This is a genomic window from Allopusillimonas ginsengisoli (assembly GCF_004153455.1).
GTDB lineage: Bacteria > Pseudomonadota > Gammaproteobacteria > Burkholderiales > Burkholderiaceae_B > Allopusillimonas > Allopusillimonas ginsengisoli.
Window position 1 is genome coordinate 1 of record NZ_SDQE01000025.1, and the last position, 5,860, is coordinate 5,860.

The window sequence follows — 5,860 nt, forward strand, 5'->3', positions numbered from 1 at the left end:
CAAACACAAAACCCCCGCCAGATCACTGACGGGGGTTTTGTTTGCAATAAAAGCCTGACGATGTCCTACTTTCACAGACGAGAAGTCCACTATCATCGGCGCTAAGGCGTTTCACGATCCTGTTCGGGATGGGAAGGCGTGGGACCACCTTGCTATGGTCATCAAGCGTAACCGGTTGCTCGCCCAAGGCGCACTGCGGGCCTGGGGCGGGCCAATCTGGGAAGAAGCGTCGCTGGTCACAAGACCAGCGCAACATTGGTAATTTTGGCGTTGTATCGCGTATCGTACGGGCCGCGATGGGTGGCCCAGGCTGCAGCGCGCGGTGCGCACCTGGCCTTGGGCCTGTTTCATTTATTTGTTACGGCACTTGAACACACTAACCTACAAGGTTATAGGATCAAGCCGCACGGGCAATTAGTACTGGTTAGCTGCACGCATTACTGCGCTTCCACACCCAGCCTATCAACGTCCTGGTCTCGAACGACCCTTCAGGGGGGTCTAGCCCCCGGGATACCTAATCTTCAGACGAGTTTCCCGCTTAGATGCCTTCAGCGGTTATCTCTTCCGTACATAGCTACTCGGCAATGCCATTGGCATGACAACCGATACACCAGCGGTACGTCCACTCCGGTCCTCTCGTACTAGGAGCAGGCTCCGTCAAGTATCCAACGCCCACGGCAGATAGGGACCAAACTGTCTCACGACGTTTTAAACCCAGCTCACGTACCTCTTTAAATGGCGAACAGCCATACCCTTGGGACCGGCTACAGCCCCAGGATGAGATGAGCCGACATCGAGGTGCCAAACACCGCCGTCGATATGAACTCTTGGGCGGTATCAGCCTGTTATCCCCAGAGTACCTTTTATCCGTTGAGCGATGGCCCTTCCATACAGAACCACCGGATCACTATGACCTGCTTTCGCACCTGTTCGACTTGTCAGTCTCACAGTCAAGCACGCTTATGCCATTGCACTATCAGCACGATTTCCGACCGTACCTAGCGTACCTTCGTACTCCTCCGTTACGCTTTGGGAGGAGACCGCCCCAGTCAAACTGCCCACCATGCACTGTCCCCAACCCGGATAACGGGCCAAGGTTAGAACCGCAAACAGACCAGGGTGGTATTTCAAGGTTGGCTCCCTCGAATCTGGCGACTCGAGTTCAACGCCTCCCACCTATCCTACACAGGCCGGTTCACAGTCCAATGCAAAGCTACAGTAAAGGTTCATGGGGTCTTTCCGTCTAGCCGCGGGTAGATTGCATCATCACAAACACTTCAACTTCGCTGAGTCTCAGGAGGAGACAGTGTGGCCATCGTTACGCCATTCGTGCAGGTCGGAACTTACCCGACAAGGAATTTCGCTACCTTAGGACCGTTATAGTTACGGCCGCCGTTTACCGGGGCTTCGATCAAGAGCTTGCACCCCATCACTTAACCTTCCGGCACCGGGCAGGCGTCACACCCTATACGTCGACTTTCGTCTTGGCAGAGTGCTGTGTTTTTAATAAACAGTCGCAGCCACCGATTCTCTGCGACCCCTTCATGCTCAGGGCGCGGGCCCTTCACACTACCGGGGTATACCTTCTCCCGAAGTTACGGTATCAATTTGCCGAGTTCCTTCTCCTGAGTTCTCTCAAGCGCCTTGGAATATTCATCCCGTCCACCTGTGTCGGTTTGCGGTACGGTCTCGTGAAACTGAAGCTTAGAGGATTTTCCTGGAACTGCTTCCGATCAGTTTAAGGTCCGAAGACCTTATTCAGTCACACCCTTGAATTACGCGCCCGGATTTGCCTAAGCGCCTTCTATGATGCAACAACGGGGACGTCCAACACCCCGATGACCTTACAGCAATCCGTCCCCCCATCGCATTTCACGACGGTGCTGGAATATTAACCAGCTTCCCATCAGCTACGCATCTCTGCCTCGCCTTAGGGGCCGACTCACCCTGCGCCGATGAACGTTGCGCAGGAAACCTTGGACTTACGGCGAGGGGGCTTTTCACCCCCTTTATCGCTACTCATGTCAGCATTCGCACTTCTGATACCTCCAGCAGACTTCTCAATCTGCCTTCACAGGCTTACAGAACGCTCTCCTACCGCGCATATCTAAAAGATACGCACCCGCAGCTTCGGTCTATGGCTTAGCCCCGTTACATCTTCCGCGCAGGACGACTCGATCAGTGAGCTATTACGCTTTCTTTAAAGGATGGCTGCTTCTAAGCCAACCTCCTGACTGTCTATGCCTTCCCACTTCGTTTCCCACTTAGCCATAGTTTGGGACCTTAGCTGGCGGTCTGGGTTGTTTCCCTCTTGAGTCCGGACGTTAGCACCCGGTGCTCTGTCTCCCACGCTCATACTTGCCGGTATTCGGAGTTTGCCATAGGTTGGTAAGTCGCCATGACCCCCTAGCTATAACAGTGCTCTACCCCCGGCAGCAATACGTGAGGCACTACCTAAATAGTTTTCGGAGAGAACCAGCTATTTCCAGGCTTGTTTAGCCTTTCACCCCTATCCACAGCTCATCCCCTAATTTTTCAACATTAGTGGGTTCGGTCCTCCAGCACGTGTTACCGTGCCTTCAACCTGGCCATGGATAGATCGCCTGGTTTCGGGTCTACACCCAGCGACTGAATTCGCCCTATTCGGACTCGCTTTCGCTACGCCTTCCCTATTCGGTTAAGCTTGCCACTGAATGTAAGTCGCTGACCCATTATACAAAAGGTACGCAGTCACCCCATAAATGAGGCTCCTACTGTTTGTATGCACACGGTTTCAGGATCTATTTCACTCCCCTTCCGGGGTTCTTTTCGCCTTTCCCTCACGGTACTGGTTCACTATCGGTCGATCACGAGTATTTAGCCTTGGAGGATGGTCCCCCCATGTTCAGACAGGATTTCACGTGTCCCGCCCTACTTGTCTGACGCCTAGTTCCACGTGCCGAATTTCGTCTACAGGGCTATCACCTGCTATGGCCGGACTTTCCATTCCGTTTGACTATTCGACGCGCTAAAACGTCAAGGCTGATCCGATTTCGCTCGCCGCTACTTTCGGAATCTCGGTTGATTTCTTTTCCTCGAGCTACTGAGATGTTTCAGTTCACCCGGTTCGCTTCCTCACACCTATGTATTCAGTGTGGGATACGCCATCGCTGGCGTGGGTTTCCCCATTCGGATATCTGCGGATCAAAGCTTGTTTGCCAGCTCCCCGCAGCTTTTCGCAGGCTACCACGTCCTTCTTCGCCTGTGATCGCCAAGGCATCCACCATGTGCACTTAGTCGCTTGATCCTATAACGTTATAGGTTATAGAACTACTTGAGTGTGCGTTGTTTGTGCCGTTCATCTCATCTTCAAAGGCCACATCCATATCGCTATGAATGCGCTTTTTTGAGAACTTCTTGAACTTACATTGTATTAATGCAATCACAACCCGTACTTACGTTCGCACGCAACGCCTATAAAGCATCGCGCACTTCCATAATTACTTCGTTGTGCTTCTTCCAGATTGTTAAAGAACGAGTAAAACCATCAAGCCCACTACCACAGACTTAATGCATAGCGCCGTGCATTCTCACCCTTGAGAACACGCACCCTATGCGTTAAATCCGCCTCGACCAAGAAACGCGGCCAGCCAAGTCGCTGGTGGAGGATGACGGGATCGAACCGACGACCCCCTGCTTGCAAAGCAGGTGCTCTCCCAGCTGAGCTAATCCCCCGCACCGATAAAAACGTACTGGTGGGTCAAGTTGGAATCGAACCAACGACCCCCGCCTTATCAAGACGGTGCTCTAACCGACTGAGCTACTGACCCAGTATGCGCGGCCCCAAGCCCCCGTTGCCAGGGACCGAGCCGTGCGTAACCTTCGTCTCTCGTGGTCTACTCTTTAAACCAACAGCCAATAAGTGTGGACGCTTTCGCTTCGTGCGCTTCGCTCTGAAAGGAGGTGATCCAGCCGCACCTTCCGATACGGCTACCTTGTTACGACTTCACCCCAGTCATGAATCCTACCGTGGTAATCGCCCCCCTTGCGGTTAGGCTAACTACTTCTGGTAAAACCCACTCCCATGGTGTGACGGGCGGTGTGTACAAGACCCGGGAACGTATTCACCGCGACATGCTGATCCGCGATTACTAGCGATTCCGACTTCATGCAGGCGAGTTGCAGCCTGCAATCCGGACTACGATCGGGTTTCTGGGATTGGCTCCCCCTCGCGGGTTGGCGACCCTCTGTCCCGACCATTGTATGACGTGTGAAGCCCTACCCATAAGGGCCATGAGGACTTGACGTCATCCCCACCTTCCTCCGGTTTGTCACCGGCAGTCTCATTAGAGTGCCCTTTCGTAGCAACTAATGACAAGGGTTGCGCTCGTTGCGGGACTTAACCCAACATCTCACGACACGAGCTGACGACAGCCATGCAGCACCTGTGTTCCGGTTCTCTTGCGAGCACACTTCAATCTCTCGAAGCTTCCAGACATGTCAAGGGTAGGTAAGGTTTTTCGCGTTGCATCGAATTAATCCACATCATCCACCGCTTGTGCGGGTCCCCGTCAATTCCTTTGAGTTTTAATCTTGCGACCGTACTCCCCAGGCGGTCAACTTCACGCGTTAGCTGCGCTACTAAGGGCCGAAGCCCCCAACAGCTAGTTGACATCGTTTAGGGCGTGGACTACCAGGGTATCTAATCCTGTTTGCTCCCCACGCTTTCGTGCATGAGCGTCAGTATTATCCCAGGGGGCTGCCTTCGCCATCGGTATTCCTCCACATCTCTACGCATTTCACTGCTACACGTGGAATTCTACCCCCCTCTGACATACTCTAGCCCGGCAGTTAAAAATGCAGTTCCAAAGTTAAGCTCTGGGATTTCACATCTTTCTTTCCGAACCGCCTGCGCACGCTTTACGCCCAGTAATTCCGATTAACGCTTGCACCCTACGTATTACCGCGGCTGCTGGCACGTAGTTAGCCGGTGCTTATTCTGCAGGTACCGTCATCGGCGCCAGGTATTAACCAGCGCCTTTTCTTCCCTGCCAAAAGTGCTTTACAACCCGAAGGCCTTCATCGCACACGCGGGATGGCTGGATCAGGGTTGCCCCCATTGTCCAAAATTCCCCACTGCTGCCTCCCGTAGGAGTCTGGGCCGTGTCTCAGTCCCAGTGTGGCTGGTCGTCCTCTCAAACCAGCTACAGATCGCGGCCTTGGTGAGCCTTTACCTCACCAACTAGCTAATCTGATATCGGCCGCTCCAATAGTGAGAGGTCTTGCGATCCCCCCCTTTCCCCCGTAGGGCGTATGCGGTATTAGCCACGCTTTCGCGTAGTTATCCCCCGCTACTGGGCACGTTCCGATATATTACTCACCCGTTCGCCACTCGCCGCCAAGAAAAGCAAGCTTTCCTCGCGCTGCCGTTCGACTTGCATGTGTAAAGCATCCCGCTAGCGTTCAATCTGAGCCAGGATCAAACTCTTCAGTTCAATCTCTGTATAAAACCGTATTTTCCTCAAGTGCCGAAGCACTCGGGTCATACGTCGCGTCTTGCTCAAAGAAAAAGACAAAGTTCTAATTTCTTAAAACCTTACTTCTTCATTTGTGCGAGCACTTGATATAAATTTGGCGAACCCTCGTGAGAAGGCTGCGCACTCATTCCAAGCGCCCACACTTATCGGCTGTTTAGTTGTTAAAGAGCGTATCCAGCCCGCGCCGGCAAAACACCTGGTCTTGCCCACCCCGGCTGGGGTATTACCTGTACTGCCCGAACCGCTTACTGCGTGCTGTTCGTTAAGCAGAGAAACGAGATTATGAAGGAGTTTTTTGCGCTTGTCAAATCGACCCTTCGTACCGCGTTTACTGCCGCTTCGCC

Annotated in this window: 1 protein-coding gene, 2 tRNA genes and 3 rRNA genes; all 6 read right to left on the reverse strand. The window is 53.3% G+C overall.

Annotation, left to right across the window (positions count from 1 at the left end):
• Window positions 1-52 precede the first annotated feature (52 nt).
• Window positions 53-166 (reverse strand): 5S ribosomal RNA (rrf, locus tag ERE07_RS21485).
• A 227-nt stretch (window positions 167-393) separates the two neighbouring features.
• Window positions 394-3,286, reverse strand: a 23S ribosomal RNA gene (locus ERE07_RS21490).
• 352 nt (window positions 3,287-3,638) lie between these two features.
• Window positions 3,639-3,714, reverse strand: a tRNA-Ala gene (locus tag ERE07_RS21495).
• Between the two features lie 18 nt (window positions 3,715-3,732).
• Window positions 3,733-3,809, reverse strand: a tRNA-Ile gene (locus ERE07_RS21500).
• A 126-nt stretch (window positions 3,810-3,935) separates the two neighbouring features.
• A 16S ribosomal RNA gene (locus ERE07_RS21505) occupies window positions 3,936-5,474 on the reverse strand.
• The 16S, 23S and 5S rRNA genes sit together here with 2 tRNA genes alongside, the layout of an rRNA operon.
• A 93-nt stretch (window positions 5,475-5,567) precedes the next feature.
• Window positions 5,568-5,860: hypothetical protein (locus ERE07_RS21895; protein ID WP_209021213.1), on the reverse strand; the 293-nt coding region annotated here is incomplete at its 5' end.